The organism is Anaerorhabdus sp. (assembly GCF_036657415.1).
Lineage (GTDB): Bacteria > Bacillota_I > Bacilli_A > Erysipelotrichales > Erysipelotrichaceae > Anaerorhabdus.
The window spans coordinates 1-5,384 of sequence record NZ_JAVXGL010000107.1; the positions used below are offsets into that span (position 1 = coordinate 1).

At 32.3% G+C, this 5,384-nt stretch carries 4 protein-coding genes and 1 pseudogene; 2 read left to right on the top strand and 3 right to left on the bottom strand.

The features are described from left to right. Together RSB60_RS10655 and RSB60_RS10660 are read right to left on the bottom strand one after the other, a co-directional pair. A partial coding sequence (locus RSB60_RS10655; protein WP_332616252.1) for a PTS transporter subunit EIIC occupies positions 1–1,257 on the bottom strand: 1,257 nt, incomplete at its 3' end. A 120-nt stretch (positions 1,258–1,377) separates the two neighbouring features. Then, entirely contained in the window at positions 1,378–2,691 is a 1,314-nt protein-coding gene (locus RSB60_RS10660) for a Sapep family Mn(2+)-dependent dipeptidase (RefSeq protein ID WP_332616254.1), read from the bottom strand. A 93-nt stretch (positions 2,692–2,784) separates the two neighbouring features. Here RSB60_RS10660 and RSB60_RS10665 point away from each other — a divergent pair, with 93 nt between their 5' ends. After that, positions 2,785–4,323, top strand: a complete 1,539-nt coding sequence (locus tag RSB60_RS10665) for a BglG family transcription antiterminator (protein WP_332616256.1) — start codon at positions 2,785–2,787, stop codon at positions 4,321–4,323. A 16-nt stretch (positions 4,324–4,339) separates the two neighbouring features. Here RSB60_RS10665 and RSB60_RS10670 read toward each other — a convergent pair whose 3' ends face one another. Then, a complete protein-coding gene (locus RSB60_RS10670; RefSeq protein WP_332616258.1) occupies positions 4,340–4,825 on the bottom strand; it encodes a PTS sugar transporter subunit IIA in 486 nt (161 codons plus the stop codon). A gap of 233 nt (positions 4,826–5,058) precedes the next feature. On the opposite strand from RSB60_RS10670, the pseudogene RSB60_RS10675 reads away from it, so the two are divergent. Continuing rightward, a pseudogene (locus RSB60_RS10675) lies at positions 5,059–5,384 on the top strand (pentose-5-phosphate 3-epimerase); the annotation flags it as partial.

Genomic DNA, 5,384 nt, shown 5'->3' on the forward strand with positions numbered 1-5,384 from the left:
TAAATTAAATTTTATAATTGCATATTTAAACACAAAATAATAAACAATAAATGTTAATGGTAATAACCATAAAGCTGCCATTGCATGAACTTTATGAGGTTGGAATAAGTTTGGAATCATGAAGAATAATGCCGTTCCATTAATTGAAATCTGTGTGATTTCTGCTACTACGTAACATAATCCACAAAGTGGTGCATACACTAGCCAATATAATGCTGGCGCAACAAATAAGAACGTATATTCAATTGGTTCTGAAATTCCTACCAATGCTAAAGTAAAGATAGAAGGCACTAATAATGCTGCTACTTTCTTACGATTCTCTTTTTTAGCACAACGATACATTGCAAATGCTGCTCCTGGTAATCCTGCTAATTGGAACAACAAACGTCCGTTTGTAAAGTTTCTAGTAATATATCCTGTAGCATCTGCACTTGCAGCTTGCCCATTCATAATGTTTCTTACTCCTTCAAATACAGTGCCATCAATTGTCATAACACCACCTACTTTAGTATATTCAAGTGGGAAAGCAATTAAATGATGAATTCCAAATGGTAGTAACATTTTATCTAATGTACCGAATACAAACGTTCCAAATAATCCACTTGTTCTAATAAATCCTGTAACACTTTGTAAAGCTCCTGCAACATATGGCCATACATAATAGAAACCAATTGCTAAAGGAATTGATACAAGTGTAACTATAATAATTACCATTTTAGTTCCAGCAAAGAAACCAAACATTGCTGGCAATTTTGTATCCACAAATTTGTTGTGAATTGCTGCTGCTACTAGTCCAGTTACTAGACCTGAGAAAATTCCCATGTTGTACGTATACATCCCTAGAGAAGATGACCATAAAGCATTGAAGTTTAATGCAGCATCGTGTGTATAGCCAGATTTAACTAACGCATCGACTGCCGTTGTTTCTGCTGTCCATCCTTGTAAAGATGCCCATCCTTCAATTCCCCTAATGAAAGCGAAGAATAAGATTAGTCCAGCGAACGCTGCCCATCCTTTTTCCTTTTTTGCTAATGTGAAAGCAATTGCAACCGCAAACCATAACTGTAAATTGTTCATGAACATAAATCCAATATTCGTGATCATTGTGAACAAATTGTATAAGATATTTCCTTTTGGTAATATGTAGTTTGTGAATGCACTACCTACTCCAACAAAGAATCCAACTAATACAAGTAGTATGATTGGTACCATCATTGCTCCGGCAAATGTTTGTAATTTTGCCTGAATATTTTTCATAGCTTGTTCCTCCTTTTGTTTACGCTTACATTTTATCATGTGAACGTTAACGGTTCTAGGAACTAGTGACACAAGACATTTCTTTATTAATGTGGCAATTTATCATCAATGAAAGATTTATTAGTTTTCTTCATCTACCGCTAATAAGCACAATGCTTCATAATATATCTCACAAGCTTTTAATAAAGAATTTATCGACATATGTTCGTTTGGCATGTGTGGAAATGGGTCTTCATCAGGAAATGTTGCACCAAATGCAATTCCATTATCTAAAACACGTGCATAAGAAGCGCCACCTTTAGTAAACGTTTCACTTTCCTCATAGGTCACTTTGGTATATGCTTTCTTTAATGAAGTTACTAATGTACTATCTTCGTTAACAAATAATAATTTTTTTCTTTTAATGATTTCTAAATTAGCATGGTATCTTTTTGCTATTTCATTCAACTTATTAATGATTTCTTCTTCGCTTATGCTTTTTACATAACGAATATCAATACACACTTCACGTTTGCTTTGATTCCAAGTAATTGACATAGGGCATACAGAAGTTGTGCCCATTTCTTTATCTTCGGCAAATAACCCACTTTTCTTACCATAAAAATCATCTAGAAATTCATTGTTTAACATTTCCATCATAAAATAAAATGGACTTTCATATTTTGCGTTTCCTTTACACTGCTTAACAAAAGCAAAAATGGCATTTTCTCCACGCTGTGGATTTCTAGATAGGGCACGTTTCCCATGAAAGGCGATACTTTGCGTTGGGGTAAGCAATTCCAATGCATCACAAACAAAGTTCAAGCGTTCCCCACATCTAATTTGCATTTTAGTTTCATCTAAAGGAAAATGAAATGCAAATTGTAGAATTCCTTTTTCTCCATTAACAATTGGAAAATTTCCATCGGGCGAAAATCCACAAATAGGTTGTTTATGTCCTTTAAAGTAATGTTCCATACATTCCCAGGTTGTTTCTTCTGCTCCTCCAGCAATTAATCGTATTGGATATTTTAGTTTTAGATTTTGTTTTTGAATCAATTCCATTGCATAAAGTGCTGCTAACAATGGTCCTTTATCATCGTTTACACCTCTACCATATAAGATTCCATTTTCTTCTTTTAATGAAAAAGGCTTACTGTTCCATTTAGCTTTTTCAAATGCTTCCACTACATCTAGATGGGCTAGTACTCCAATATAATCTTCACCTACTCCAATTTGAGCGTCTATTGCATATCCATCATCATCTTTTACGATAAACCCTTTTCGTTTAGCGATTTTCTCAAACGCATCAAATACATTACGAATTTCTTTTCCAAACGGAGCTCCTTTTTCCTTCGACTTAATATCTAAAACAGAAGGAATCGAAACAAGTGTTTCTAAATCCTTTAATAATTCTTCTTTCATATTTTCAATTTCTAATTTTATATTCTTCATAATATTCTCCCTATTTTTTTATTTATTTACCAAGCACTTCTACTTGACATCAAAGTTTATCCACCGTATAGTGCTAATAGGAGGTTATTCCCTATGATAAATAAACGTGTTATGAAAATTGTTGATGTGCTATTAAAACAAGATTCTTACATTACAATTGACGATATATCTCTACAATTAAAAGTTTCTAACAAAACAATACGCAATGATCTATTGCTAGTTGCGGAATGGTTAAATGGAAATAACTTACAATTAATTAAAAAAACTGGTGTAGGTATTAAAATTGATGGTTCAAAAAATGATAAGCTTCAAATTAAAGCAATTGTTAATGAAAAAAACAAATCAATTGTTGATTATTCACCAGAAGCTCGCAAAATTTTTATTGGTATGCAATTATTAGCTTTTGATAACTGTCGAATTTATGAATTATCTAATCAGTTATATGTGTCACGTGCTACCATCCATAAAGATATTCTAGCTTTAACAAATGATTTGGAAATTTATAAAATTGTATTACGCCGTAAAAACAATAACGGTATTAGTATTGAAGGAAAAGAGCGAAGTATGCGTAACCTTCTTTTGGAACTTATGTTGCATGATAACGGATATCAAAAGTTTATTGATATTGTAAGAAACCCTGATTATCCTTGTGATGGCTCCTTTGTATTTCCTGGCTTAGAAGTAAGTGATGATGAAGTTCATGACTTTGTTGCCTGCATATTACGCTCTGGAAATACGTATATTAATTCACTTACCTTCCAACCTATCGTATTGCTTCTGTTGCGTACTTTTATTTCATTTTTAAGAATCCAAGAAAATCATTTTGTTACACTATCAGATACGTTTATTTCTGAATTAAAAAGTGAACCATTTTATAATGATACAAGACAAATCACCGATCGTTTAACAAATCATTATCGCGTTCCATTTCCAGAAATGGAAATCCGTTATCTTCAAGTCTACTTCCTTTCTTTACAGAACAGTAGTGATCTTACAATAGAAGATAAGAAGGAAGCCTATTTAATCAGTGATAAATTAATTCAATCTTGGTCAAATGAATTACAGTTACCTTTTGAACAAGATACCTTTTTAAGAGAAGCTCTGTTTACTCATCTTACTCCTGCAATTACGCGATTTCGGCATGGTATCCCTAATGAGAATCCTTTAATGTCAGAAGTATTAAGTCAATATCAACATACCTTTGATATTACTAAGAACAGCATTTCTTGTATTGAAGAACATTTTCATTGCCATGTTAGTGATGATGAAATAAGTTATCTTGCCTTGCATTTAGCGACTGCTCTTGAACGTATGAAATTACCACTAAGAACAATTGTTGTAAGTCACGGGGGTGTTGGGGTCAGTAATTTAATCGTTCAAAAAGTTTCCACTCAAATACCTGAAATCAAAATCATTGCACAAGAAACTTTCTTTTCCATCTATGATACTGATTTAGAAAATATTGATTTAATAATTTCAACAATCCAATTAAATTTAAAAACAACGATTCCAATTATTCAAGTAAATTCTATTTTACACGATTATGATATTCTTAGAATAAAAGATATTATTTTAGAATATTATAAAATTAAAAACGATCCATTGAATTATAAAACTGCATTGCACAAGTAACACTTGTGCAATGCTTTTATTTTGTATAAGTTACTGCGATATCTTTTCCACCAATAAGTTCTGACTTACCAGTTCCTTTAAATTCTTTATATGAATGTTTATTAGTAAAGACTGCTATTAATGTTAAATCATATCCTTTTTCTGTTAAATAAGGACGATCAAATGATAATAATTTATCGCCTTTTAACACTTTTTTATCCTGTTCGCAATAACAAGTAAATCCTTTTCCATTTTCATTAACTGTATCAATTCCAACATGTAATAAGATTTCCATTCCATCATCTAATGTTAAACCTACAGCATGATTACTTGGAAATAGCATAGACACCGTTGCATTTCCACAAGCATAAACACAATCTCCCGTAGAGGCAATTGCAAAACCGTCTCCCATCATCTTTTCTGAGAAGACAGGGTCGCTAACTTCTTCAATAGGGATTAATTTCCCTGTAATAGGCGCAACTAATTCTTCACGTTTCTCTTCTTTTTTCTTAAAACCAAACATTGTCATTACCTCCTATATATCTTACATATACATAGTATACAATTATCTATTGTTTTTCAATGCTTTGCATCACATTCAACTACCATTTCTTTGTGGTAATTATTTACAATGGAACATATTGGGAATGTTTACAAATTGCCTTAATATTAAGGATAGTGTATACAAGCAACCCTTCTTGCGTTAATTTTATATAAACCGTACAATAAGGGTGCATAAAGAAGGAGGAATTAATTATGAAACATATTAAAATTGCTGCAGGTTTAGCACATTTAAATTACGGAAGAATTGCTGATTTAGTTAAAGAGGTTAGTGACGCAGGAGTTGATTACATACATTCAGACGCTGCAGATATGCACGATCTTCAAAACATGAAATTAATGGGAGGTCACCAAATCATTGCAGGTATTCGCCCTGAAACTGACAAAGATATTGAATGTCATATTTATTCAGTTAGTATGGACAAGATGTTTATTGAGCAAATCGCTGATGCAGGAGCCAACATGTTAATTATTCCAGCAGAACACTTTATTGGAGCACAACTTGCTTATATTATTAACTG